Source organism: Pseudoalteromonas sp. CR1 (assembly GCF_019392235.1).
Taxonomy (GTDB): domain Bacteria; phylum Pseudomonadota; class Gammaproteobacteria; order Enterobacterales; family Alteromonadaceae; genus Pseudoalteromonas.
Genome location: NZ_JAHXRM010000700.1, coordinates 1 through 206, shown reverse-complemented (window position 1 = coordinate 206; position 206 = coordinate 1). Strand labels below are relative to the sequence as shown.

The 206-nt window shown below is 39.3% G+C and carries 1 rRNA gene; it reads left to right on the top strand.

Going from position 1 to position 206, the window contains the following annotated elements:
* Positions 1 to 129 precede the first annotated feature (129 nt).
* Positions 130 to 206, top strand: a 5S ribosomal RNA gene (gene rrf, locus KZZ04_RS21075); the annotation flags it as partial.

Below are 206 nucleotides of genomic sequence, written 5' to 3'. Positions count from 1 at the left end.
TCAGTAGTGAAACGAAACAGCGCCGATGATAGTGTAGCATTTGCTATGTGAAAGTAGGACATTACCAGGCTTCAAATTTAGTCGAAGGACTTTAAACTAAATAAAAATAAGAAAATTGAAAAGAATTTTCTTGGTGACAATAGCGTTTTGGACCCACCTGACTCCATGCCGAACTCAGTAGTGAAACGAAACAGCGCCGATGATAG